General features: G+C 71.6%; 18 protein-coding genes. 7 read left to right on the forward strand and 11 right to left on the reverse strand.

Annotation, left to right across the window (positions count from 1 at the left end; translation table 11 throughout):
- Window positions 1–10: 10 nt before the first annotated feature.
- From ACFXJ8_RS11455 to ACFXJ8_RS11475, 5 genes are all read right to left on the reverse strand, one after another.
- Window positions 11–367, reverse strand: a complete 357-nt coding sequence (locus tag ACFXJ8_RS11455) for a hypothetical protein (protein WP_379643757.1) — start codon at window positions 365–367, stop codon at window positions 11–13.
- Window positions 368–534: 167 nt separating this feature from the next.
- On the reverse strand, window positions 535–1830 hold the full coding sequence (locus ACFXJ8_RS11460) for a threonine/serine exporter ThrE family protein (protein WP_379643758.1): 1296 nt from the start codon (window positions 1828–1830) through the stop codon (window positions 535–537).
- 115 nt (window positions 1831–1945) lie between these two features.
- Window positions 1946–5104: a chromosome partitioning protein ParA gene (locus tag ACFXJ8_RS11465; RefSeq protein ID WP_379643759.1), complete on the reverse strand. Its 3159-nt coding sequence runs from the start codon at window positions 5102–5104 to the stop codon at window positions 1946–1948.
- Window positions 5105–6514, reverse strand: coding sequence for a hypothetical protein (locus tag ACFXJ8_RS11470; protein WP_379643760.1), 1410 nt, complete (start codon window positions 6512–6514; stop codon window positions 5105–5107).
- Window positions 6515–6578: 64 nt separating this feature from the next.
- Window positions 6579–7778 (reverse strand): hypothetical protein, encoded by a 1200-nt coding sequence (locus ACFXJ8_RS11475; protein WP_379643761.1) that lies wholly within the window; start codon window positions 7776–7778, stop codon window positions 6579–6581.
- Window positions 7779–8028: 250 nt separating this feature from the next.
- Between ACFXJ8_RS11475 and ACFXJ8_RS11480 the strand changes: the two genes are divergently transcribed.
- Together ACFXJ8_RS11480 and ACFXJ8_RS11485 are read left to right on the forward strand one after the other, a co-directional pair.
- Complete coding sequence (locus tag ACFXJ8_RS11480) at window positions 8029–8934, forward strand: transglutaminase family protein (protein WP_379643809.1); 906 nt, start codon at window positions 8029–8031, stop codon at window positions 8932–8934.
- A gap of 189 nt (window positions 8935–9123) precedes the next feature.
- The gene (locus ACFXJ8_RS11485) at window positions 9124–10332 is read left to right on the forward strand and encodes a winged helix DNA-binding domain-containing protein (protein WP_379643762.1); all 1209 of its coding nucleotides are present in this window, start codon (window positions 9124–9126) and stop codon (window positions 10330–10332) included.
- On the opposite strand, the gene ACFXJ8_RS11490 is transcribed toward ACFXJ8_RS11485, so the two are convergent.
- Entirely contained in the window at window positions 10310–11959 is a 1650-nt protein-coding gene (locus ACFXJ8_RS11490) for a protein kinase (protein WP_379643763.1), read from the reverse strand. The two genes, ACFXJ8_RS11485 and ACFXJ8_RS11490, sit on opposite strands and share 23 nt — an antisense overlap.
- Window positions 11960–12012: 53 nt before the next feature.
- Window positions 12013–12729: a M50 family metallopeptidase gene (locus ACFXJ8_RS11495; protein WP_379643764.1), complete on the reverse strand. Its 717-nt coding sequence runs from the start codon at window positions 12727–12729 to the stop codon at window positions 12013–12015.
- 123 nt (window positions 12730–12852) lie between these two features.
- Here ACFXJ8_RS11495 and ACFXJ8_RS11500 point away from each other — a divergent pair, with 123 nt between their 5' ends.
- The gene (locus ACFXJ8_RS11500) at window positions 12853–13326 is read left to right on the forward strand and encodes a nuclear transport factor 2 family protein (RefSeq protein WP_379643765.1); all 474 of its coding nucleotides are present in this window, start codon (window positions 12853–12855) and stop codon (window positions 13324–13326) included.
- A gap of 10 nt (window positions 13327–13336) precedes the next feature.
- The gene (locus ACFXJ8_RS11505; RefSeq protein ID WP_379643766.1) at window positions 13337–14431 is read left to right on the forward strand and encodes a magnesium and cobalt transport protein CorA; all 1095 of its coding nucleotides are present in this window, start codon (window positions 13337–13339) and stop codon (window positions 14429–14431) included.
- Between the two features lie 49 nt (window positions 14432–14480).
- On the opposite strand, the gene ACFXJ8_RS11510 is transcribed toward ACFXJ8_RS11505, so the two are convergent.
- Window positions 14481–16703, reverse strand: coding sequence for a thiamine pyrophosphate-dependent enzyme (locus ACFXJ8_RS11510; protein ID WP_379643767.1), 2223 nt, complete (start codon window positions 16701–16703; stop codon window positions 14481–14483).
- A 296-nt stretch (window positions 16704–16999) separates the two neighbouring features.
- On the opposite strand from ACFXJ8_RS11510, the gene ACFXJ8_RS11515 reads away from it, so the two are divergent.
- Entirely contained in the window at window positions 17000–18253 is a 1254-nt protein-coding gene (locus ACFXJ8_RS11515) for a hypothetical protein (RefSeq protein WP_379643768.1), read from the forward strand.
- Window positions 18254–18304: 51 nt separating this feature from the next.
- On the opposite strand, the gene ACFXJ8_RS11520 is transcribed toward ACFXJ8_RS11515, so the two are convergent.
- From ACFXJ8_RS11520 to ACFXJ8_RS11530, 3 genes are all read right to left on the reverse strand, one after another.
- Window positions 18305–19162, reverse strand: coding sequence for an ABC transporter permease (locus tag ACFXJ8_RS11520; RefSeq protein ID WP_379643769.1), 858 nt, complete (start codon window positions 19160–19162; stop codon window positions 18305–18307).
- Complete coding sequence (locus ACFXJ8_RS11525; protein ID WP_379643770.1) at window positions 19159–20127, reverse strand: ATP-binding cassette domain-containing protein; 969 nt, start codon at window positions 20125–20127, stop codon at window positions 19159–19161. The genes ACFXJ8_RS11520 and ACFXJ8_RS11525 overlap by 4 nt, the downstream gene beginning before the upstream one ends.
- 112 nt (window positions 20128–20239) lie before the next feature.
- A complete protein-coding gene (locus ACFXJ8_RS11530) occupies window positions 20240–20809 on the reverse strand; it encodes a TetR/AcrR family transcriptional regulator (RefSeq protein ID WP_379643771.1) in 570 nt (189 codons plus the stop codon).
- 47 nt (window positions 20810–20856) lie between these two features.
- Between ACFXJ8_RS11530 and ACFXJ8_RS11535 the strand changes: the two genes are divergently transcribed.
- Window positions 20857–22377 (forward strand): carboxyl transferase domain-containing protein, encoded by a 1521-nt coding sequence (locus tag ACFXJ8_RS11535; RefSeq protein ID WP_379643772.1) that lies wholly within the window; start codon window positions 20857–20859, stop codon window positions 22375–22377.
- A gap of 2 nt (window positions 22378–22379) precedes the next feature.
- Window positions 22380–24305 carry an acetyl/propionyl/methylcrotonyl-CoA carboxylase subunit alpha gene (locus ACFXJ8_RS11540; protein WP_379643810.1) on the forward strand — a complete coding sequence of 642 codons (1926 nt, stop codon included), beginning with the start codon at window positions 22380–22382 and terminating at the stop codon, window positions 24303–24305.
- The last annotated feature ends 1 nt before the right edge of the window (window position 24306 follow it).

Raw genomic sequence — 24306 nt, forward strand, 5'->3', positions numbered from 1 at the left:
GCTCAAGCCCTTATCCGTCGGCGATCGATCCCCAGCCCTCGTTCCAGATGTTGTCCCAAGGGGCCTTCACGATGAGCTTGTACGTGTGCGTCAGACCGCTGATGGTCTTCACGCAGGGCTTGGTGTAGTTGTTGCACGAGAAGGAGCCGACGGACACGTTGTTGATGGTGTCCCATACGGTGCCCCTGACGTTGCCCCCCAGCTTGGCGACGACGTAACCCTTGGGGACTGAGACGGTTCCGGTCGTGCAGGAGGAATCGCCGTTGAGCCAGCAGGTCGTGCTTCCCGCGCTGGCCGGTGTCGCCGAGACAGTGGCCAACACGGTGGCGATGGCGAACGAGGCCGCTGCAAGGTGCCTGAACTTCATGGGATCTCCTGACGCGAAGGCGGCCGGTGACGGCCGAACGGATGTAAGCGCCACGCTAGAGATCAGCTGTTGGACGCCCGTTGGGCAGCCGTTGGGCCACCGCCGGTCACCATGCGGCCCGGCTCGCGCCGCCGGTCAGGGTGTCGCGCGGGGTGGGACGGTGACCATCAGTAGCCGCGGGTACGGCGGGAGGCCGGGCGGGTCCTGCGGGCCAGGCCGCGCCCGCGGAAGGCGCGCAGGATCTCCGCGCCCAAGATGACTCCGGCGCCGATGCCGACCGCGATCGACAGCGCCTCGACCAGGTGCAGCGCACCGGCCGACACGTTGTCGAGGCTCAGCTCCAGCATTCCCCTGTACAGTGCGGACCCCGGCAGGAGCGGGCCGATCGACGGGATCACGAACACCGCCGACGGCACGCGCACCCTGCGCCCATAGGCCGTGCCCAGCAGGCCGACCACCGCCGCCGCGATCGTCGTCGCGCCGAGCGCGGGCACCCCGTTGGCCGTCAGCGACACGAACGTGAGCCAGATCAGCCCGCCTCCCAGCGCTCCCGGAAGCAGATGGCGGGGCGGAACCAGCAGCGCCACCGCGAACGTCAGGCTCAGCGCCAGCGCGCCCACCAGCTGGGGCGGCGCCAACGACAACGGAGCCGACGGAACGCTCTCCACGGTGATCGGCACCCCGAGCCTGACCGCCACCGTCAGCGTCGTGCTGATGCCCGCGACGACCGCCGCCACGATGAACACCACCTCGGACAGCCGCGCGGTCGCCGTGACGTACTCGCCCGCGATGCCGTCCTGCACGCACGCCACCAACGGCCGTCCGGGCAGCAGCGCGACCACCGCGCCGACCACCACCGCGGACGCCTCCACGGGAACGCGCTGCCAGATGAGCAGCACCGCCACCACCGAGCCGAACATCGCGGCCACCGCCGTCTGGAAGAACTCCGCCACACCGCGCCGCCCGAGCCACGCGGCCGCCCTGTCGCCCAGCACCGTCGCGACGAACGCCGCGCCCGCCACGGTCGGGCCGCCGCCGATCAGCACCGCCGCCGACGCCGCGATCAGCGCCGACGACGTCACCACCGCCCAGTCGGGGTAGACGCGCACCCGCCTGGTGATCTCCCTCAGCCGCTCCTCGGTCTCGCCGAGCGACAGGCTCTGCGCGTTCACCTCGCCGACGAGGTTGTGCACCGCGATCAGGCGGTCGTAGTCGGGCTGGCGCCTGCGCACCCTCCGTTCGGCCGTCGCGGGCGGCCTGCCGTCGGACGGGACGTGCGACAACGTGATCGCCGACAGGTTGACGTCCGCCTCGACCTGGCGCATGCCGTACGACTCCAGGATCCTGCGCATGGCGCCCGCGACGTTCTCGGTCGCCTCGCCGCTGCCGAGCAACAGCTCACCGACCCGCAACGCCAGCGCCATGGCACGGTGCCCTTCGGCATCCGAAGCGGAGTATGTCATCGCATGGCGTCATACCCGCGCCCCCGCCCTTTGATCGACCCCGGCCGAGCCCTCTCGTGCGGCGTGGTACCGCCTTGTGGTTGGGGGTCCTGTGGTCCGGACTGCGGCGGGTGCGTCAGGGTGCGGGGTCCAGGGTGTGGGGGCGGCCCACGTACGAGGCCAGGGCGCGGACCCGTTCCGCGTGCTCGTCGTGGCCCACGATCACCGGCGGCTCGTTGTAGGCCATCGCGTCGGAGCTGCGCCGCAGCTTGATGTACTGCCCGCACGCGTCGATCGCGTAAGGCTCCATGTCGTCCTGGAGCGCGCCGATCACCGTGATCCCGTACGTCTCGCCGATCCTGCGGAACAGCGCCACCGCCTCCCGACGGTGCTCCTTGCCCAGGTTGCGGCCCAGCTCGTCGAGCACCAGGCACAGGTGCCCGCCGCCCGAGGACGCGATGGCGGCCGCGCACACCAGTTTGACCGCCTTCTCGTCCATCAGCGCCGTGTTCGCCCGCCGGTTGTACGGCACGAAGCCCTGCCCCTCGCCGCGCCGCCACTTCGGCGTGACCCGCCACTGCCAGCGCTGCTCGGGATCGGCGGGCGCAGGCGGCACGGGGAACTCCAGCGTCGCGCCGTAACCGCCGTAGGAGGTGTCGAGCTTCTCGAACTCCTCGGCCACTCTGGCCAGCCGTGCCCTGATCGCCGCCGTCAGCGCCGCCCTGTGCACGGCCGTCGACTGCGCCGCCTCCTCGGCGCCCTTCTCGGCCGCCGCCAGGTCGCGCTGCCTGGTCACGATCTGCGACTCGATCTGGCGACGCTGGTGCTTCTCGTACTCCTCCTGCCCGCGCAGGTAGGAGGCCAGCGACCCGCACACGGCCGCGAACGTCGCCTGCTCCCTGCTCGCCCGCCCCGTGCGCTCGCCCATCAGGAAGCGCAGCTCCTCGGGTACCTCCTCCTCGTCGTCACCGGGGAAGGTGTCGCGGAAGGCCTGGTCGAGGTGGCGTTCGGCGACCCGCCACCACTCCTCGGCGGTGCGCGGCCGTTCCTCCTCCTGCAGCGCCGCGATCCAGGCGCGGGCGTCGTCGAGCGTGCCGCCCCACTCCCTGCCCAGCTCGCCGAGCCGCAGCGCCTCACGCTCGGCCGTGACCTTGGCCGCCGCGTCGCGCGCCTGGCCGCGTTCGGACTCGTGCCTGCTCCTGCGGCCTTCGAGCCGTTCGATCTCCATGTCGCGGGTGCGGGCTCGGAAGTCGAGCGCGCCCGCCTGCTGCTCGGCGACCGCCACGGCGGGCGTGAGCTCCTGGAGCGTCTCGGTCAGCTCGGCCAGCTTGGCCCTGCGCTCGGCAAGGCGCTGCTCGATCTCCAGCAGCCGCACGCCCGCCTTGGCGCCGTCGAGCCGCCGCTGCGCCTCCGCGACCCGTTCCTCACCCGCCTTGACGGCCTGCGCCGCCTCCTCCTGCACGTCTCTGGCCCGGTTGAGCCGCTGCTCGGCGGCCTTGATGCGGGCCTCCCTGCCGGTGGCCACGCCGTCGAACGCGCCGACCACGCTCACGCCCGCCGAGCTGACGAGCACCGAGCCAGGCAGATCCTTCAGCGCGTCGGCGGCGGCGGCGAGCCGGTCGGCGTCGACGATCACCGCGTGCTCGGTCGGCCAGCCCCGCAACTGCGCGTGGTCGCTCGCCTGCTCGGCCACGTCGAGAGCGTCGAGCAGGCCGGTCGCGTCCACCCCCGCCGCCGCGAGCGCGGTGAGCTGCGCGGCGGCCGGGCCGCCCTCGGCGTCGTCGAGCGCCGCCTGCGCCGAGGCCACCTCGCGGTCGGCCACCCCGAGCGCCTTCAGCGCCTCGTTCAGCCGCCCACGCGCCTCGGTCAACTCCCGTTCGGCCGTCGGAACGTCGCGCCCGTCGGCCAGTCGCCGCCGCTCCTCCAACGAGGGGATGGCGCCCCGCAGCTCGTCGGCGGAGTTCTCCGCCACCGCCCGGTCGGCGTCGAGCTTGGCGGCCCTGGCCTGCAGCACCGCCAACTCCTTACGCGCCTCGACCACCATGCGGTCGAGCGTGTCGTCCTTCAGCGTGGCGATCTCGGCCTTGACCGTCGCGATCGCCTCGGCCGCCGACTCCTGAGCCGACTCCAGCGTGTCGAGCTGGGCGGCGAACGCCTCGTCACGGTCGGCGGCGTCGGCCAGCCTGCGCGCCTGCCGTCCCCGCCAGCACCGCAACGCCTCCGCGAGCCGCACCCTGGCCTGGTCGCGCCGGTCGAACGTGGTCAGCAGCGCGCTCGACTCCGCCTCGAACTCCGCCAGCCGTTGGCCCGCCTGCGCGGCCTTGACCCGTCTGGCGTGCTCGTCGCGGCGTGCCTCCCGCTCCTGCTCCAGCTCGGCGTCGAGCCCGGTCAGCGCGGCGATCGCCTCGAAGACGCGCTCGGGGGAGATCTCGTTCAGCGGCTGCGACAGCAGGTTGGTGGCCACCTTGCTGCGAACCGACGTCGACAGGAACGACACGCAGCGCACGCGGTCGCCGTACAGGACCTTGGTGAGGTCTCTGGCGACCACGTCGCGGCGGCCCGCCGACCTGGGCAGCGTCGACCACACCTCGTCGGCCCTGGCCACCCGCTCGGCCTCGGAGCTCGCGGCGGCCAGGTGAACGCCGTCACGCCAGCGGATCTCCAGGTGCGGCGCCTCCTGGTTGACCCGCAACCAGACGGTGATGGGGCCGTTGGCGGTGTCGGGCTCGGGAAACAACCCCTCCCCGCTGTCCTCCGGACTCGCTCCTTCGAGCGTGCCGCCGCCCTGCGCGACCAGCCCAGAGCGGCCGCTGTCCCGGCCGTCGCCCTGCGCGGTCGGCTCAGATCCGCCGTCGTCGGGGGCGCTCGGTGCTGAGGCCCCGTCGGCAAGGTGGTCGCCCGCCCCCGACACGGCGCTGGTGAGAACGTCGAGGGCGTTCCCCTGGATCGTGGGGGTTGTGTGGGCGGAAGGCCCGAAGACGCCGACGATGTAGCCGTGGTCGGCGCTGGCCCACTGCCGCCCGCCCGCGCCGCTGGCCAGCTCGGCGTTGAACAGCAGCTCGGACACCGCCTTCGCCCCCGACGCGAACCGCCACTGCTCGTCGCCGAGCAGCGCCGTGATCGACGCGATGAACGACGACTTCCCCGCACCGTTGGAGTCTTTCGGCCCCGCGCCCGCCACGACGATCAACGTGCCGGGGACGGTCGGCACCGGATGCGTGGACAGCCGTGAGATGTTGACCGCCTGAACGGCGATCAGCACCCGATCCCCGACGACGTTCTCCGCCAGTGCCACTTACTCGTCCCCCGTCTTCCGCTGTGCTCGTACGGCCGCCGCGAGAGGCGTGTGCGGCCCCGCGGCGAGAATCAGCTCTTCCTGCAGACGCCGCCGCGCCGCCCGCGTGAGCCGGTGGAACTGCGGGCCAGGCACGTAACCCCCGGCCTCTTCACCCGCCTTGACCTGCGAGAGCAGCCCGGCATGCCGCAACACGCGCAGCGCGGACTCCAGCTCGCCGATGGGCAGCTGGGTGTGGCGGCGCAGCTCGTCGACGGGGGTGGCGTGCGGCGACAGCCACGTGTCCTCCGGCAGCAGGCCCTCCGCCCGCGGTATCGCCACCGAATGCACCAGCACGAGCGTCAGCACCGCGCGCTCGCTCTCGCCCAGCGCCGTGCCCACTTTCGCGGCCACGGCGTCGTCGTAACCCGAGATCCACCGCTCCCGTTGCTGGATCAGCGTGCGTCCGCGCCTGGCGAGCATCTCGGCGAGGGTACGGCGAAGCGCCGGGTCTCTCAGCGCCGTGAAGCGCGCCTCCTGGACGGGCTCGGCGGCGAACTCGACCGCCATGAACGCCGCCACCAGCTCGGCCCTGCGCCGCTCGTCGAAGGCGTCGAGCAGGTCGTCGAACTCGGCCCGCGCCGTTTCGACCCTCCCCCCGAGCAACCCGGTCTCGCTCACGCCGAGCGCCCCTATCTCCTGCCCGCCAAGCGACTCGCCCTGTCCCGCGCCGACCGACCTGGCCTCGCTCGCGTCAAGCGACCCGCCCGGGCTCACGCCAAGCGACTCCCCCTGTCCCGCGTCGAGCGGTTCGGCCTCGCCCGCGCCAAGCGGTCTGGCGGCCTGGTCCTGCGGTGCGACGGTCTCGGTTGCGGGCACGTCGGCGGCTCCCGAAGCGACGGCCGCGGCCACCAGGTCGGCGTCGCCGACGACCGTCAGCGTGGTCCTGTCCGCCTCGGGAAGCCGCCTGACCAGCTCCTTCAGCTGCCCGTACGACTCCACGGGCCACGTCGCGCACCGCGGCCCGAGCCGGACGAATCCGTCGGCCATCACCACCCACGACGAGTCGTGCAGCCGCCGCAACGCCCCCACCGCCCAGTTGCGCATCAGGTCGTCGGTGCGGCCGATCAACGCGCGGTAGGTGTCGAGCACCAACTCCACCGGCGCGGTCGCCCCGGGCCAAGGATCGGCGGACAGGTCCACCCAGCAGCACTTCAGGCAGGCCGCCAGCACCCGCCTCGTCTCGCCCGACCGCTCGACGTTGGGCGGGGCGACCTGGTGCTCCTCCAGCAGCGAAGGCGTCACCCCGTCGGGCCACACGGGGACGGCGAGGTCGGCCAGCCGTACCATGCCCGCCGGGGTGGCCTCCCCCGAACCGAGCCGCAGCGGACCCTCCGCCCTGGCACGGGCGTGGGAGAGCAAGGGCGTCATGAGTCCTCCTTCATCGGCCTCATGACCGAGGTGCTGTGCCTCTTGATGACCTCGACAAGCTCGGTCATGGGATGCGCTCCAGGAAGCCGTGCGACAGCCACGCGGGCTCGTGAGAAGGGTCGGCCGTCAGCGCGTCGGACCACACGAGCCGGTAGGGCAGCTCGGGGCGCAGATCGACGCTGGTCAGGTCGGCCAGCAGCCGCCGGGCGGCGGCCCAGTCGGAGCTCAGCAGCCCGGCCAGCGCCACCCTGTCGGCCCCGCCGAGCACCGACTCGGCCACCTCCGCCAGCCGCTCGACCGCCGCGCCAGGCGACTGGTCGAGGGAGTCGGCGGGCCCCTCGTCGGGTAGGTCGGAGCGCGGGGGAGTGGGCTGGGCGGGCGCGGGCCGCGGGCTCTCGTCGACCGCGCGGACGATCGCCGCTGGATCGTGCCAGGGCGCGGGAGCGTCGAAGACGAACCCGTCGAGGACGGCCGCGAGCCGTTCCTTCGACGCCGTCTGCGCGAACGTGCGCCAGGTCTCGGACGGCAGCAGCGTCAGGTTGCGGGTGGTGCCCGCCGAGTCGGCCAGGCGGCCCGCCGCGCGGCGGGAGGCGTCGCTGTAGGCGTAGATGGCCGCGCGCAGGTCGGTGCAGACCCTGTCGAGCTCGGGCCAGCGGGTCAGGATGGTGCCGTGGAGGTTCTGCGCGCGCCGGGCGATCTCCTCGGTGCCCCACAGCTTGGGCGCCTGCTCGCGCAGCTCCTCGATCGTGCCGGTGGTGAGCGTGATGAGCTCGAGCGCCCACAGGCGGAAGGCCCTGGCCAGGTTGGCCGCGCTCTGCCTGGCCTGCTCCATCGTGGTGCGCGGGTCGGCGACGTTGAGGTCTTCGAGGGCGAGCAGGCGGTGCATCTCCGACTGGCCGCCGTCGTCCATCATCCGCCTGATGAACATCAGCCCGACCACGCTGGTGAAGGAGGCGCGGTAGCGCAGCTGGTTGGGCTTGGGGAACACCTCGCGGATCGCGCCGAGCCCCTTGAGCACGCGCAGCCTGTTGTCGAACTGGTCGGAAGGATAGGCGCGGCAGGCGAAGCGCATCTGCTCGTGCGTCAGCCACTCCTCGCCCGCCTCCGCGAACGCCGCGAAGAGTGTCTCGGCGACGTCGACCATGGCGGGGTCGTCGACCACCGCGCCGCTGTCGCGCGCCAGGGCGGCGAACATCCTGCGGTAGGTGGACAGCACCGCCTCCTCCGAGAGGGCGGCGTCGAGGGTCAGGGGCTGTTCGGGCACGCGCTCTAAGGTAGAGGTTCCCACCGACAGTTCGCTCAGATGACGACGCGAGAAAGCCCGTGTGCGACGGCGATGCCGCCGCACAAAAGCCCCGATGCCGCCACACGAAAGCCAGCGATGGCCCCGATAACGACAAGGCACCCAACAACGACAAGGCGCCCCGAGAGATGCGGATGGCGCTAGGGTGATGCCCGGTAAAAGGGGGACATAGCCCGCACTGACGGCCTTCCCGCCGGGGCCGCAGGAGAAGCTGTTCAGGAAGACGGCGCAGGAGGCGACGAAGGGGGCGACCTCGCCCATCAGCCAGGCGTACCGGTTGCAGAAGTTCCTGCGCACCACCGCGAAGTACGACATCACGGCGCCGCCGGGGCACTCGCTCAAGGCGCTGGAGTTCTTCATGGACACGACCTATCGGGGGACCTCCGAGCAGTTCGCGTCCGCCTTCGCGCTGCTGGCCAGGACGCTGGGGCTGCCCGCCAGGGTCGTCGTGGGGTTCAGGCCCGGGGAGCAGGACAACGGCGTCTACCACGTGCGGTCGGGACATGTCCTGGCCTGGGCGGAGATCAAGTTCGAGAAGCTCGGATGGCGGCCGTTCCATCCCACCCCCGGCAGGAGCGGGGCCAAGGACGACCACGACGTGGTGTCGGCCCAGATCCAGGAGAGCGAGCAGCTGGAGGGCGAGTTCGGGCAGGGCGGCGGCTCCAAGGACAAGCAGCCGTCGGCGAAGAAGAAGCCGGACAGGCCGGTGGCGTCGAGCGGGATGTCCTGGTGGTGGGCGATCGCCGTGGTCCCGCTCGGCTACGCGGGCGTGGCGGCGGGGCTGCCATGGTGGCGTCGCCGCTCCCGCCGTCGCGGCGGTGGCCCCTCCGACCGGGTGATGGGGGCGTGGCGGCAGGCCTGTGACGACCTCGGCCTGCGAGGGGAGCGCACGCTGACGGCGGCGGAGGTGGTGGCCGGGCACCCCGGCGCGCGGGAGCTACGGCCGCTGGCCGACCTGGCCAACCACGTCAGGTACGCGCCCGAGTCGGTCACCACGGAGGCGGCGGAGGCGGCATGGCGGTGCGGCGACGCGGTGCGCGCCCACGCCCGCCGTACGACGCCGCTGCGCGCCCGCCTGCTCCGCCGCCTCGACCCCCGCACGTTCACCAGCCGCTGACCCCGCCCGCCTGCTCCGCCGCCTCGACCCCCGCGCCTTCACCCGCCGCTGACCCGCCCGCCGCCGCCCCCCGCGTCGTTCACCCGCATCCGTTCACCTGCATCGTTCACCGGCGCCGCTGACCCACCCGTCGTCGGTCGCCGCTGCCCGTCTCCGGGTTCTGTCGGTGGCTGCCCGTAAGCTCCCCCTGTGCCGAAGGATCTGCGCAGCGCCCGCCTGTCAGCCCAGTTGCTGCACCGCCCGCCCGGCCCCGGCGTCGGTGGGATGGTTCGCCACCTGCTCGCCGTCCAGGCGCAGGACGTCCCGTCGGCCCTGCTCGCCTTCCGCGCCAGGTCCGCCACGGTCACCGTCAAGGAGATCGAGGCCGCCTGGCAGGCCCGTGAGATCGTCAGGGCGTGGGGCCCGCGCGGCACCCTCCATTTCGTCCACCGCGACGACCTGTCGTGGCTGCTCGCGCTGACCCGCGACGACACCGGCACCCTGCGCAGGCTCGCCCAGGAGGGCGTGACGGGCGACGACCTGCTCCCCCTGATCGACCGCGCCCTCGCGGGGCAAGGCCCGCTCACCAAGGCCCAGCTCGAAGCAAGGCTCGGGGGCCGCGCCCGGGGGCAGGGGATCGTCCACCTGGTCGCCCTGGCCGCCTTCCACGGCCTGGCCGTCCTCGGCCCGCTTGACCGGGGCAAACCCACCTACGTGCACACGGCCGACTGGCTCGGCGCACCCATCGCCTTCGAGCCGGACCGCGACCGGGCACTGGCCGAGCTCGCCCTGCGCTACCTGCGCGCGCACGCCCCCGCCGCGCCCGCCGACCTCGCCGCCTGGTCGGGCCTGCCGCTCGGCGCGGCCCGCTCCGCCTTCGACCTGATCGCGCCCTCCCTCGAAGCCGCCCCCCTCGGCGGCGTCCGCCTCCGCACCCGTTCCCACCCGTACCACCAGCCCACGGAGGAGCCCGAGCCCCCACCCTCGGACCACCAGCCCAAAGGGGAGATCGACCGGGCGCCCGCGGGCCACCAGCCCTGGGGCATCGCGGTCGGGGAGTTCGACCCAGTACCCGCGGGCCGCCAGCCCGCAGGGAGCGCCGCATCGGGGTTCGCGGGCGGGCGCGGGGGATCGGGCGGGCAGGCCGTCGGCGGGGTACGGCTGGCGCCCGCCTTCGACGAGTACCTCCTCGGCTGGGCCGACCGCGACCTCATCCTCGATCCGCGGCACCGCCGCGCGGTGTTCCCCGGCGGCGGGATCCTGCGCCCGGTCATGCTGGCCGACGGCGTCATCGAGGGCACATGGTCGCGCAAGGGCCAGGAGGTGACGCTGGCCCCGTTCGAGCCGGACGACCTGAGCCGATGGAAAGGGGAGGTGGCCGACGTCCGCGCCTTCCTCAGCGGGCGACCGCGCCCCTGATGCAGTACGGCTTCGACCAGACGACCGTGCTCTTCTGGCTGATCTCCAGCGCCGCGCCGACCAGGAAGCAGTAGCCGGTCTCGGGGTCCAGGCCCACGACCCTGGCCGTGGTGTCGCCCGGCTTGAGCGAGATGAGCTGCTGACCGTCGGCCGGCTCGCGTTGCAGGATCAGCGGGTAGCGGCGGGCGTTGGCGGGAAGCGTCCACCGGAGGGTGACGACGGCGCCCCGGTCGGACACCATGCGCAACCCGCGAGGAGCGAGGGCGTCGCGCGCCGCCTTGCCGATCTCGGCGGGCCTGGCGGGCTTGGCCGACTGCGGCTCCTTGGCGACCTGCTGCTTGGGCTGCGCCGCCGGGCTCTGCGGCCGGCCCGGGAGGAGAACGGCCAGGAGCGCGCCGGTCACGGCGACGGCCGCGACCGCGCCACCGATGAGGAGCCTGCCGCGCCACGACGACGCATGCGAGCGGGCGGGGGAGGTGGGGGCGTGCCGAGAGGCCGCATCCGAGGTGAAGGGGGAGCCCGGCAACGGCTCGGCTGACACCGGCCCGCCGGATGGGAAGGCGGCCCCGGGTGCCGGTACGGCTGACGGTGGCGTGCCCGGGCTGTAGGGGGACCCGGGCGTCGGTGGCGTGCCTGGGCTGTAGGCGGTCCCGGGAGTCGGCGTGGCCGACCGCGGGGGCACGAACGGGCCAGGGGCGGCGAACGGGCCGGGCGATGGGGCTGTGGAGAGGGCGCCGGGAGAGACGAGGGGGCCCGGCGGTGGTGCGGCGGGTTCGGCGGCGACCAGGTCGGTGACCGGCAGGCCGAGCTCCTGCTGCACCTCCCGCAGCCGCCCGGCGAACGCCCACGCCGACTCGTACCGCCCCGCGGGCGCCTTCGCCATCGCGCGCAGGATCGCCTCGGTGACCGCGGGCGGCATGTCGCGCCGGTTGATGGGCGGCGGCTCGGCGCTCAGCACCCTGAACATCAACGGCGCGATCGAGGCGTCGGTCGCCGAGTGGAAGGCGGGCTGCCCGGCGAGCAGGTGGTAGAGGGTCGAGCCGAGCGAGTACACGTCGGTGGACGCGCTGTGCGGCTGCCCGCTCAGCACCTCGGGCGCGGCGTGCAGCGGGGTGAACGCCTGCGCCGTGGCCGACATCTCCGCCGAGTCGACCACCCTGGCCACGCCGAAGTCGGCGATCGCGGGCTCGCCGTACCGGGAGATGAGGATGTTCTGCGGCTTGATGTCGCCGTGCAGCACCCCGGCCTCGTGCACCGCGGCCAGGGCGGCGGCGAGCTTGACGCCGGTGCGCAGGACGTCGGCCACGGGCAGCGGCCCCTGCGCGCGGATCCGGTCGCGCAGCGAGCCGTTGTCGAAGAACTCCATCGCGATGTACGGCTTGCCGGAGCGGGTCGTGCCGGTGTCGAACACCGTGACGACGTTCGGGTGCCCGGTCAGCCGCCCGGTGAGCTGCAGTTCGCGCTGGAAGCGGCGCATGGTGCGCGCGTCGACCCGGTCGACGGTCAGCACCTTGAGCGCCACCACCCGGTCGAGGCGTTCCTGGTAGGCCTTGTAGACGACGCCGAAGCCGCCCTGGCCCGCCGTGCCGAGCACCCGGTAGCCCGGCGCGTCCTCCCCTGACAGCACGTCGCCTCCCCCTGTCCCGGGCGATTTTAGTGGGGTTTCGGGGGCATTTCAGGTCACCACCAGGGGAAGTCGGCGGCGGGGATCATGAGCCACGCCCCGCCCGCCACCGAGAAGCCCGCCACCAGCAGGAAGAACAGCACGTAGAAGCCGCCCGGCAGGAACGTCAGCCTGGCCAGCTGGTCGGCGTCGGAGTCGGGCGCCTGGCCCCTGCGCCGCTTGTGCTGCAGCTCCAGGATCGGCCTGACCCCGCCGAACAGCAGGAACCACACCGCGACGTGCGCCACGACCATCTGGATGTCGCCGGGGGTGTACATCGACAGGGCGAACACCGCGCCACCGGTGACCAGGAGGATCAGCGCGCCGTACAGGTTGCGGATCAGCAGCAGCATGCAGACCAGGAAGCCGAGCACGCTCCACACCAGCAGCGTGACCCGCCCCTCGGCGGTCAGCCACGCGCCGGCCAGGCCCAGCAGGGAGGGCGCCAGGTATCCGGCGAGCGCGGTGAAGATCATGCCGGGGCCTGTGGGCCTGCCCCTGGTGAGCGTCACGCCCGAGGTGTCGGAGTGCAGGCGGATGCCCTGCAGCTGGCGGCGGCTGAGCAGCGCCACCAGCGCGTGGCCGCCCTCGTGGGCGATCGTGACGAGGCCTCGCGAGAGGTGCCAGGAGGGGCGGTAGGCGACGACCGTGAAGGCGGCCAGTGCCGAGAGTGCCACGATCCACAGCTCGGGTGGCGACTGAGCCTCGACGAGGTGAGCCCATAGCTTGTCCATCAAGCCAGACCCTATCCCGTCGGCCCTGCTTGCGTTGCGGATCTCCCGCTTCCGTCATCCTGATGACCGGCCGCGCGCTGCCTGCTGGGAGAATGCCAAAGCATCTGACCAGAGGGGGACATCGTGGACGACCGGCATGTGGCCTTGCTCGGCACTTTCTTCGAGGCGTTCCGCCAGGGCGACACCGCCGCCATGGAGCGCTGCTACCACCCTGACGTCAGCTTCGGCGACCCGCTCTTCCAGGAGCTCGACGGCCGCGACAGGGTGATGGCGATGTGGCGGCTGGTGCTGTCCAGGGGAAGCGGCATCGAGGTCACCTATCGCGACCTGGCCGCCTCCTCCTCCGCGGGTAGCGCCCGCTGGACGGCTCGCTATACCTTGACGAGCACGGGCCGCGAGGTCGTCAACGAGGTGGAGGCCTTCTTCCGCTTCGAGGACGGCCTGATCGTGCGCCACCATGACGACTTCGACTTCCGCCACTGGTCCAGGATGGCGCTGGGCAAGCCCGCGGGGCTGCTGCTCGGCTGGACGCCGATGTTCCGCAAGACCATCCGCGATCGCGCCCACCAGGCTCTCGACGAGTTCCAGCTGTCCTAGGAGGTCGGGTATGGCACGGATGAGGAGCTTCCTGCGCAGCGGCGTCCGCGAGCCCGCCCCCGAGCACTCGATGGATCCGCGCGTCAACGAGGGCTCGCCCTACCGGCCCACCGTCATCGACAACGCCCTCTACCTCGACGGCCACCGCATCGGCACGCCCGCCTCGCTCGCCGACGCCTTCGACAGCCTCAAGAAGACACCCGGCAGCATGGCCTGGATCGGCCTCTACCGGCCGAAGGACTGGGAGCTGGCCAAGCTCGCCGAGGAGTTCGGCCTGCACGAGCTGGCTCTCGAGGACGCCATCGTCGGCCACCAGCGGCCCAAGGCCGACCGCTACGGCGAGATGCTGTTCGTGGTTCTGCGCGCGGCCACCTATCTGGACGACGTCGAGGAGGTCGCGTTCGGCGAGGTGCACGTCTTCGTCGGCACCAACTTCGTGATCACCGTACGGCACGCCGAATCGCCCGACCTGGCCGCCGTGCGCCGCCGCATGGAGTCCGACCCCGACCTGCTGCGCCAAGGCCCCCAGGCGGTGCTCTACGCCATCCTCGACGCCGTGGTCGACGGCTACGCCCCCGTCGTGGCCGGGCTGCAGAAGGACATCGAGGAGATCGAGGTGCAGGTATTCGGCGGCGACCCCTCGGTCTCCCGCCGCGTGTACGAGCTGTTCGGCGAGGTCATCGAGTTCCAGCGGGCGACCAGCCCGCTGCTGCCGATGATCGACGGCTTCATCGCGGGCGCCAGCAAGTACGGGGTCAACGAGGAGCTGCAGAGCTACCTGCGCGACGTCGCCGACCACGCGATCACTGTCTCCGAGCGAGTGGCAGGCTTCCGCCAGCTCCTGCAGAACATCCTCATGATCAACTCGACGCTGGTGGCGCAGGAGCAGACCAGGGCCAGCTACGCGCAGAGCGAGGAGGTCAAGAAGATCTCCGCCTGGGCGGCCATCCTGTTCGCGCCCACCCTGGTCGGCACGATCTACGGCATGAACTTCGACCACATGCCGGAGACGCACTGGGTGATCGGCTATCCGTTCGCGATCATGCTGATGGCGGCGGTGTGCGTGATCCTCTACCTGGTCTTCAAACGCCGCGACTGGCTGTGACCCCCGCGGACCCCCGCGCGCGAGGCGCGGGGGTCTGCCGGGAACCGCCTCAGTTGAGCAGCTTCCTGGCCGCCTGCTCGATCTCCGCCTCCGACAGCAGCACGTGGTTGGCCGCCTCGCCCAGCGGGATGAAGCTGTCGGCCGAGGTCACCCTGGCGATCTGCCCCGTGAAGCCCGCGTCGAGCATCTCCGTCATGACCCCCTCGGAGACCCCGCCGGTGCGCCTGCTCTCGTCGGCGATCAGCACCTTGCCGGTCAGCTCGGCCGCCCGCATCAGGTCCTCCATCGGCAGCGGCGCCAGCCACCGCAGGTCGAGCACCCTGCAGCTCACGCCGTCCTGGGTGAGCCTGACCGCGGCCCGCAGGCTCATCCGTACGCCGTTGCCGTACGTCACGATCGTCAGGTCGCGCCCGTCGCCGTAGCCGCGCGCCCGCCCGATCGGCACGTGCGTCTCGGCCCACCTGGACGGCGGCGCGTACGGCGCGAGCCACCCGTTGTCGCCGTCGTCGAACAGGTCGCGCGTGTTGTACAGCGCGATCGGTTCGAGGAACACGCACACCGACCCCTCGGTGCGCGCCGCGGCCAGGCACGTGCGCAGCATCGCCGAGGCGTCGTCGGGCCTGGACGGCGAGGCGATCACCACACCGGGGATGTCGCGCAGCGCGGCGACGGAGTTGTCGTTGTGGAAGTGCCCGCCGAACCCCTTCTGGTAGGCGTATCCGGCCACCCGCACGACCATCGGGTTGCGGTAGGCGCCACGGGAGAAGAACGACATCGTCGCCGCCTCGCCGCGGATCTGGTCGAGCGCGTTGTGCAGGTAGGCGAGGTACTGGATCTCGGGAACCGGCAGCATCCGCGACACTCCCGAGCCGAGCGCGAGGCCGAGGACGGCCTGCTCGTCGAGGAGCGTGTCGAAGACCCTGGCCGCGCCGAAACGCTTCTGCAGGCCACGCGTCACGCCGTACACGCCGCCCTTCTTGGCGACGTCCTCGCCGAAGACCATCATCTCGGGGTAGACGGCCAGCGCGTCGGCGAGCGTGCGGTTGATCGACTGGGAGAGCGTGAGCGGCCTGTCCTCCATTTCGGGCAGCTGGCCGGCGAAGGCCTTCTCCCTGGCGGACGGCTCGGCGGCGACCGGGCTGATCTTCGCGATCAGCTCGGCCCTGCGCGGCGCGAGCGGTTCGACGATCTCGCGCGCGGAGGTGAGCTTGGGAGTGCGGGTGGTCTCCAGCGCCGTCCGCAGCACGTGCTCGCGCTCGGACTCGTAGCGCCTGAGCACCTCCTCGGGCGTGATGAGCCCGGCCTCGACCAGGAGGGCGGCGGTGCGCACCAGCGGGTCGCGCTCGAGGTCGGCGCGGATCTCGCGCTGGGTGCGGTAGGAGGCCTCCACGTCGGAGCCCGCGTGGCCCATCAGCCGCACGGTGTCGAGGTGGAGGAAGGCGGGCGTGCGGGTGGTGCGCACGTGGTCGGCGGCGCGGGTGGCGGCGTCGAAGGCGTCGGCCAGGTCGCAGCCGTCGGCGTGGAAGTACTCGATGCCGGGGCGGCGGGCGGCCGTCTCCACCCATCCCTTGGGCGTGCGGACCGAGATGCCCAGGCCGTTGTCCTCGCACACGAACAGGATCGGCAGCGGCTGGCCCTGGTAGGTGGCGTAGGAGGCGGTGTTGAGGCCCGACAGCGCGCTGGCGTGGTTGGTGGAGGCGTCGCCGAAGCTGCACACCGCGATCGCGTCGGCGGGCCACGGTGACGGCACGCCGATCGCCTTGGCCCGCTCGATGGCCAGCGCGACGCCGACCGAGCGCGGCAGGTGGCTGGCGATGGTGGAGGTCATGGGGATGACCGCGAGGTCGGGATGGCCGAAGACCTTGTGCCTGCCGCCCGCGATGGGCTCGTCGGCCGAGGCGGTCAGGCCCAGCAGCACGTCGCGCAGCCCCTGCTCGGGCAGGCGGCCCGCCATGGTCGAACGCGTCAGGTAGAAGGCGCCGGAGCGGTAGTGGAGCAGGGCGGGGTCGGTGGTCCTGACGGCGGCGGCCACGGCCGCGTTGCCCTCGTGACCCGCCGAGCCGATGGTGTAGAAGCCCTCGTCCTGCCCGCGCAGCCATCTGGCCGCGACGTCGAGCAGCCTGCTGCCCAGCTGACGGTCGAACAGCTCGCGGCAGTGGTGCCCGGTCAGCGTGGTGCCGTCTCTGACGGGCCCCGCGGGATCTCTGGCAGTGCCCGCCCTGAGCGTCGCAACCGCTTCGGTGAAATGAGTCTCAACAGTGTCGCGCGCCACAAGCCCGATTATGTCCCGCGCATGGCGCCCGCGTCTGCCCGAACGCGACGACGAGATTCTTGTCTGACCGATCTGGATGACAGTTTGTCAGCTTTTCAAACGCTTTGCCTGCCCTAAACGTCTACTTTAAGTACGACGTGGCACCCTCAATGCCGCGTTTCAACCACCGGGGAAAGGAACGGAGTACCCGAATGTTGCAACGCTTCCGAGCGGCAGCCGTTGCGTTCGCGGTCGGAGCAGGGGCCCTCGCCCTGATGCCTCCCGCGACGGCGGCAGCCGCACCGAGCATCTCGAAGGTGGATGTCTCGCCATCACCGATCGTCGTGACGGGCGACCAGAAGGTCACCGCGACGTTCTCGTTCTCGACCAAGGGCGCCGGCAAGGCCGAGCTGCAGCTCAAGGCCCCAGGCGACGTGAGTGTCGGCACGCCTGTCGACCTCACCCCCGCATCGCATGGTCTGTGGACCAGGTGGACGGGCAAGAAGACCTTCGACGCCAAGAGCGAAGGCAGGTGGAGCTTCCTGGCGATCGCCCACGACGGCGAGGGCGGGGAGAAGTCCACCAGCGGCACCTTCGGCGTCGAGGTCAAGAAGGCCGCCGACACCAGGATCGCCGACTTCGGCGCGCATCCCGACCTGGTCGCCAAGGGTGACCGTATCTCCGTGTCAGGCCGGCTCCAGGTGGAGCGCGGCGGCTGGGACGGCTACGGCGGGCAGCGCGTCACCATCACCTTCCGCGAGAAGGGCACCGACGCCTACCGGCACATCACCACGGTCGACACCAGCCGCAGCGGCTGGTTCTCCACCAAGGTGACGGTCGAGGCCACCGGCTGGTGGCGGGCCGAGTTCGGCGGCAACGCCGACGCCAAGGGCTCGGTCAGCGACACCGACAGGGTCGATGTCAGGGCCAGGTCCCGCGACAGCAGGATCGTCGGCTTCGGCGCCTACCCCGAGCCTGTCGACAAGGGCGACAGGATCAACTTCAGGGGAACCCTGCAGGCCGAGGGCTCCCACGGCTGGGACGGGCTGTCGGGCGAGCGGGTGGCCATCCTGTTCAGGGCCGACGGCTCCGGCCACTGGGAGCGGGTGACCGGCGACTGGACCGGCCGCGACGGCCGCTTCTGGGCCCACGCCACCGCGCGGACCTCCGGCTGGTGGCGTGCGGTGTTCGAGGGCACCAGGGGCGTCGACGGCTCCAGCAGCCACAGCGACTGGGTGAGGGTCGTCGAGCCGACCCCGCCGCCGAAGGACAAGAGCAGGCTGATCAAGTTCAACGCCTACCCCGAGCCCGTCAAGTACGGCAAGTACCTGCGGTTCAGGGGAGCGCTCCTGGTCGACGGCGGCGGCTACGAGGCCAAGGTCGCCCTGTACTTCAAGCCCAAGGGCTCCACCAAGTGGCAGTACGTCAAGACGACCCGCTCCACCGGCAGCGGCAAGCTGTACACCAAGGTGAAGGCCTACAAGTCGGGCTACTGGAAGTTCGCCTTCGGCGGTGACGAGGACACCTACGGCTCCCAGAGCGGCAGGGACTACGTCCGCGTCAAGAGGTAAGTGATCGAAGAAGAGGGGCCTGGTCGTGGATCAGGCCCCTTTTTCGTGCGCCTATTCGGCCCTCCTGAACTGGGCGATCGCGATCCCCAGCAGAGCCAGGCCGAGCAGCGCCACCAGGCCGAGCTCCACGGTCACGGGCACCTGCCACCCGAACCATTGCACACCCGGATTGAGCAGCGCGTTCACCTGAGGAGTAAGGGTGAGGTGGGAGAAGACCGCCTGCCGCATGGGGTCGACCGCGTAGGTGAGCGGGTTGACGGTGGTCAGCACGTGCAGCCACGAGGGCAGGTTCGTCAGGGGGAACATCGCCCCCGACAGGAACATCATCGGCATGATCGCCATCTGCATCAGCCCGAAGAACGTCTGCATGTTGCGCATGCGGGCCGCCAGCGAGACGCCGAAGGCGGTGATGGTGAACGCGGCCAGGAACATCTCCGCCAGCAGCGTCACCATCAGCCCCGGCGAGTACGGCACGCCGACCAGCCCGGCCATCGCCAGGATGATGACGCCCTGCCCGACAGCCACCACCGCGCCGCCCAGGCACTTGCCCACGACGATCGAACCGCGTGAGACGGGCGCGACCAGCATCTCCCTCAGGAAGCCGAACTCCCTGTCCCACACGATGGACCCGGCCGAGAACATCGCGGTCATGATGACCGTCATCGAGATCATGCCGGGATACATGAACGTGCGGAAGTCGACGCCGGGGATCGAGCCGCGCACCAGCGTGCCGAGGCCGGTGCCCATCACGAACAGCCACAGCACCGGCTGGATGAGCATCGACAGCATGCGCGTGCGGTCGTTGACGAAGCGCAGCATCTCGCGGTGCAGCACCACCTTGACCGCGCGCAGGTCGTGGGCCAGACCGCGCGCGGGCGTCCGCACGCTCACCACGTCGGTCGCCGTCATCGCCGCACCATCGCCTTCGTCCACTCATTGGTGCCCGAGCCCGACTCCGCGTCCCTGATCGTGGACCCGGTGTAGGACATGAACACGTCGTCGAGCGAGGGCCGCGACACGCTCACCGACCTGATGGGCAGCCCGAGCTCGGCGAACAGCCGCGGCACGAACTCCTCGCCCGAGGCCACCGCGAACGTCACCGCACCCTCGTGGACGGCCGCCTCGATGCCGAACCTGTCCCGGAGCGCCGCGATCGCCTCGGCGTCGTCGCCGGTGTGGATCTGCACCCTGTCCTTGCCGACGCTCGCCTTCAGCGCCTCGGGGGAGTCGATCACGACGATCTCGCCGTGGTCGATGATCGCGATCCTGTCGCAGTACTCGGCCTCGTCCATGTAGTGCGTCGTCATGAAGATCGTGATGTCCTCCGCGCGGCGCAGCTCGTTGATGTAGCCCCAGATGGCCGCGCGGGTCTGCGGGTCGAGGCCGACGGTCGGCTCGTCGAGGAAGAGCACGCGCGGCGAGTGGAGCAGGCCGCGGGCGATCTCCAGCCTGCGTTTCATGCCGCCGGAGAACGTCATCACCTTGGCGTCCTTGCGGTCCCAGAGCGCGACCATCTCCATGACCTGCCGGATACGGCCGGCGACCACGTCCTTGGGCACGCCGTACAGCTCGGCGTGGAAGCGGAGGTTCTGCTCGGCGGTCAGATAGCCGTCCAGCGTCGGATCCTGGAAGACCAGCCCGATGTTGCGGCGGACCTCGTCGCGCTGCCTGACCACGTCGTGGCCGGCCACGACGGCGGTGCCGCTCGTGGGGTTGACCAGCGTGCACAGCATGCTGATCGTGGTGGTCTTGCCGGCGCCGTTGGGGCCGAGGAAACCGAAGACCTCACCGGCCTCCACCTCGAAGTCGACGCCCTTGACCGCCTCGACCTTGCCATAGGTCTTGCTCAGGCCCTTCACCGTGACCGCGCTCATACGCCCTCCGCTGGACAGCGGCCGTGGCCCGTGACTGTCCCCGGGTGCCGAGCCGGCCACTTTCTCCCATGGTGTCAGCGTTTGCGGCCACACGCTCGTGAGTTAACGATCGCTAACCAAGGGTGTCGAAGGCGGCCATCGCCATCCCGCGCAGCAGGCCGCGCATCGCCTCGGCGGGCAGTTCTCCCGCGCTGTGCGGCGTGGAGTTGAGCAGGCCGAACACCGCGTGGGTGGCCGCCCGCAGGCGCGGCGGAGGGCAGGAAGGATGCAGCTCCGACAGCACCGTCACCCATTCCTCGACGTAGAGCCGCTGCAGCCGCCTGATCTGCCGCCGGTGCGGCTCGGGCACGTTGCCCAGCTCCCTGTCGTGCACCGTGATCAGCGCCGGCTGCTCCAGCGCGAACGTGATCTGCGCGTCGAGCAGCGCCTCCAGCGCCGGCTCCGGCCCGTGGGCGGTCGTGACGACGGCGACGGCGGCCTCGCGCAGGCGCGTGCTGATGTCGGTGAGCATCTCCACCAGCAGCGCCTCCTTGCCGCTGAAGTGGCGATACAGCGCGGGCCCCGACACTCCGACCGCCGCGCCGAGGTCCTCGATGGACACGCCGTGGTAGCCGCGGGCGGCGAACAACGTCGCGGCGGCCTCCAGGATCTCGTCCCGGCGATTGCGGGTAGGAGTGCTCACATCTCACATTCTAGACACAGACGTTAATGATGATTAACCTTCATGGCATGTTCAAGCGCAACGCCGAGGTCAACGAGCGGCTCGCGGCCGAGCTGCGCGAGCGCCTGGCCGAGACCGCGAAGGGCGGCCCCGAGCGGTCCAGGCAGCGCCACGTCGATCGCGGCAAGCTGCTGCCCCGCGACAGGGTCGACGGGCTGCTCGATCCGGGATCCCGATTCCTGGAGCTGTCGCCGCTGGCCGCCAACGGCCTCTACGACGACCAGGCGCCCGCCGCGGGCATCATCACGGGAGTGGGCAGGGTCTCGGGCCGCGAGTGCGTGGTCGTGGCCAACGACGCGACGGTCAAGGGCGGCACCTACTACCCGCTGACCGTCAAGAAGCACCTGCGCGCGCAGGAGGTGGCGCTGCAGAACCACCTGCCCTGCCTCTACCTCGTCGACTCGGGCGGCGCGTTCCTCCCCAAGCAGGACGAGGTCTTCCCCGACCGCGAGCACTTCGGCCGCATCTTCTACAACCAGGCCACGATGTCCGCGCGCGGCATCCCGCAGATCGCCGCCGTCCTCGGCTCGTGCACGGCGGGCGGCGCCTACGTCCCCGCGATGAGCGACGAGGCCGTCATCGTGCGCAACCAGGGCACGATCTTCCTGGGCGGGCCGCCGCTGGTGAAGGCCGCCACGGGCGAGGAGGTCACCGCAGAGGAGCTCGGCGGGGGCGACCTGCACGCCCGCGTCAGCGGCGTCACCGACCACCTGGCCGAGGACGACGCCCACGCGCTGGCGATCGTCCGCGACATCGTCTCCACGTTCGCGCCCAGGTCGCAGTCGCCGTGGGAGCGGGCGGCTCCTGAGGAGCCCCACCTCGACCCCCAGGAGCTGTACGGCATCGTGCCGCCCGACACCCGCACGCCGTACGACGTGCGCGAGGTGGTGCGCAGGATCGTCGACGGCTCGCGCTTCCTGGAGTTCAAGGCCGAGTACGGCACGACGCTGGTCACCGGCTTCGCCCACATCCACGGCCACCCCGTCGGGATCATCGCCAACAACGGCATCCTGTTCGCCGAGTCGGCGCTGAAGGGCGCCCACTTCATCGAGCTGTGCGACAGGCGGCGGATCCCCCTGGTCTTCCTGCAGAACATCAGCGGCTTCATGGTCGGCAAGGCCTACGAGGCGGGCGGCATCGCCAAGCACGGCGCGAAGATGGTCACCGCGGTGGCGTGCGCGCGCGTGCCCAAGTTCACGGTCGTCATCGGCGGCTCCTTCGGGGCGGGCAACTACGCGATGGCGGGCAGGGCCTACTCCCCGCGCTTCCTGTGGATGTGGCCGAACGCCCGCATCTCGGTCATGGGCGGCGAGCAGGCCGCCAACGTGCTGACCACCGTCGGCACCGTCGACGCCGACGCGATCAGGGCCCAGTACGAAGACCAGGGCAACCCCTACTACTCCACGGCCAGGCTGTGGGACGACGGCGTGATCGACCCGATCGACACCCGCACCGTCCTCGGGCTCGGCCTTTCCGCGGCGGCCAACGCGCCGCTCGAACCCATCGGCTACGGCGTCTTCCGGATGTGATGATGTTCAGCACCGTACTGATCGCCAACCGGGGCGAGATCGCCGTCCGGATTATCAGGACGCTCCGCGCCATGGGGATCACCTCCGTCGCGGTCTACACCGACTCGGACGCGTCCGCTCTACACGTGCGCCTGGCCGACCAGGCCCTCCATGTCCCGAAATATCTGGACATGGAGGCGTTGGTGGCGGCGGCCCGGACGTCGGGCGCGCAGGCCGTACACCCCGGCTACGGATTCCTCGCCGAGAACGCCGCCTTCGCGCGCAGGTGCGCGGAGGAGGGGCTGGTCTTCATCGGGCCGCCCGCCGAGGCCATCGAGGCCATGGGCGACAAGATCCGCGCCAAGCGGACCGTCGCCGAGGCGGGCGTGCCCGTCGTTCCCGGCGGGATCGGCGCCGACCTGGAAACCTGGACCGACTTCCCCGCGCTGATCAAGCCGTCGGCGGGCGGCGGCGGCAAGGGCATGGTGCTGGTGCGCGCGGCGGCCGAGCTGCCCGAGGCGCTCGCCTCCGCCCGCCGTACGGCCGAGGCGGCCTTTGGCGACGGCACCCTGCTCATCGAGCGCTACATCGAGAACCCCAGGCACATCGAGATCCAGGTGCTCGCCGACACCCACGGCGCCGTCGTCCACCTGGGCGAGCGCGAGTGCAGCCTGCAGCGCCGCCACCAGAAGATCATCGAGGAGGCGCCCTCGCCGTTCGTCACCGACGCCATGCGCGAGGGCATGGGGGCCGCGGCCGTCGAGGCGGCCCGCTCGGTCGGCTACACGGGCGCCGGCACCGTGGAGTTCATCGTCGACGGGATCTCCGGTGACTACCACTTCATGGAGATGAACACCCGCCTGCAGGTCGAGCACCCCGTCACCGAGCTGGTCACCGGGCTCGACCTGGTCGAGCTCCAGGTGCGGGTGGCCGCGGGCGAGCCGCTGCCGTTCGGCCAGGAAGAGGTACGGCTGCGCGGCCACGCCGTCGAGGCGCGCGTCTACGCCGAGGACCCCGTCCGCGGCTTCCTGCCCACCGGCGGCAGGGTGCTGGCGCTGCGCGAGCCCGCGGCCGCCAGGGTCGACTCCTCGCTGGCCGAGGGCGTGGTCGTCGGCAGCGACTTCGACCCGATGCTGTCGAAGGTGGTCGCCTGGGGCGAGGACCGGGCCGCGGCGCTGCGCTCCCTTGACCGGGCGCTGGCCTCGACGGCCGTGCTCGGGGTGACGACGAACATCCCGTTCCTGCGGGCGCTGGCCGTCCACCCCGACGTCGTCGCGGGCACGCTCGACACCGGTCTGGTCGAAAGGGTGCTGCCCTCGCTCGCGCTGACCGCCGACGTCCCCGACGACGTGCTGGCCGCCGCCGCGCTGGTCTTCCACTCCACGCCGCCCCCCGCCGACCCGTGGGAGATCGCCGACGGCTGGCGGGTCGGCGAGCGGGCGTGGACGACCTGGCGGCTGGAGTCGCGTGACGGCGTCCACGAGGTCGCCGTGCGCGGCCTGCCCGCCTCAGGCGCCGAGGTCCGTACGGCCGAGGCCACCGCCACCCCCGCCAGGGCGAGGGTCGAGGGCGGCGAGCTCGTCGTCACGCTCGGCGCTCGCGCCGTGCGATACGTGATGGTCCGCGAGGGCGACACGCTGTGGCTCGGGCGCGACGGCATGGCGTGGACGCTCACCAGGCACCGGATCGGCGACCCCGGCGACCGGCCCGGAGGCGCGGGCGGCGGCGACGGCGTCGTCCGCAGCCCCATGCCGGGCACCGTGCTGCTGGTCAAGGTCGAGCCAGGCGACCAGGTGAGCGAGGGACAGCCGCTGGTGGTCGTCGAGGCGATGAAGATGGAGCACACCGTCACCGCCCCCGTCCAGGGCACGGTCACCGAACTGCCGGTCAGGGCGGGCCAGCCCGTCGACATGGACGCGGTCCTGGCCGTCGTCTCGTCCGAGGAGTGAG

Origin of the sequence: Nonomuraea sp. NPDC059194 (genome assembly GCF_042754765.1) — a bacterium.
Lineage (GTDB): Bacteria > Actinomycetota > Actinomycetes > Streptosporangiales > Streptosporangiaceae > Nonomuraea.

Bases quoted from the DNA above. Each gene is read 5' to 3' on its own strand.
- ACFXJ8_RS11525 (WP_379643770.1), bottom strand. From the start codon at position 20,127: ATGAGCGCGGTCACGGTGAAGGGCCTGAGCAAGACCTATGGCAAGGTC.
- ACFXJ8_RS11540 (WP_379643810.1), top strand. From the start codon at position 22,380: ATGTTCAGCACCGTACTGATCGCCAACCGGGGCGAGATCGCCGTCCGG.
- ACFXJ8_RS11520 (WP_379643769.1), bottom strand. From the start codon at position 19,162: ATGACGGCGACCGACGTGGTGAGCGTGCGGACGCCCGCGCGCGGTCTG.
- ACFXJ8_RS11495 (WP_379643764.1), bottom strand. From the start codon at position 12,729: ATGGACAAGCTATGGGCTCACCTCGTCGAGGCTCAGTCGCCACCCGAG.
- ACFXJ8_RS11455 (WP_379643757.1), bottom strand. From the start codon at position 367: ATGAAGTTCAGGCACCTTGCAGCGGCCTCGTTCGCCATCGCCACCGTG.
- ACFXJ8_RS11460 (WP_379643758.1), bottom strand. From the start codon at position 1,830: ATGACATACTCCGCTTCGGATGCCGAAGGGCACCGTGCCATGGCGCTG.
- ACFXJ8_RS11535 (WP_379643772.1), top strand. From the start codon at position 20,857: ATGTTCAAGCGCAACGCCGAGGTCAACGAGCGGCTCGCGGCCGAGCTG.
- ACFXJ8_RS11505 (WP_379643766.1), top strand. From the start codon at position 13,337: ATGGCACGGATGAGGAGCTTCCTGCGCAGCGGCGTCCGCGAGCCCGCC.
- ACFXJ8_RS11470 (WP_379643760.1), bottom strand. From the start codon at position 6,514: ATGACGCCCTTGCTCTCCCACGCCCGTGCCAGGGCGGAGGGTCCGCTG.